This window comes from Psychrobacter sp. 1Y4, from assembly GCF_051847555.1.
On sequence record NZ_JBPYDE010000889.1, the window covers coordinates 1 to 580 of the forward strand.

The following is a 580-nucleotide window of genomic DNA, read 5'->3' on the forward strand; positions in this document are numbered from 1 at the left end:
AATCATAAACCAACTGACCCCAAAGCCCTCGCGCTTCCCACCAACGCTGATAGCTGGCATTGTTCCGAAATCCGAGAAACAGCGATAGAGCAATCCCTAGTAAGGTAAAAGTCGCGATACCATAATAAGGAAAAGAGTCAGGAAGCCAGTGCTGAATAATCGTGACGAGCGTACTAAGAATAGTAATCAGCAAAATTTGCGGATAGATTTTTGGAATGATTGAACCGCGAAGGGCGAAAAATATCTTAAAAGGATGGGGTGTTTGCCGGACAATCATGGGTTTTCCTAGCGATGGGTTCTATGAGCACAGTATTGAAGGTGCAGTATGATTTTAATATAGAATTGGAGTCTGTAAAGAGTGTTTTGCAATTAGGGAAGGGGTAACATTTCTATAAAATTCAATAGCATTCCTTATGATCAGGTCGTTGTATAACAGTGAAAACAAAAAATGTGGAAAACTATTAAAATCGCTTTAGCCAATTAATAGCAAAAAAGGTATTATTCTAAATGATCAAACTAATTTCGGTAGCTTTATTAGCATTATTAGATTGGATGAGTTTGCAATAAACACATTAAGATA

The 580-nt window shown here is 37.4% G+C and carries 1 pseudogene; it reads right to left on the bottom strand.

Going from position 1 to position 580, the window contains the following annotated elements:
• Positions 1-277 (bottom strand): annotated as a pseudogene (locus ACS8FC_RS19430) (bestrophin family protein); the annotation flags it as partial.
• Positions 278-580: the final 303 nt, after the last annotated feature.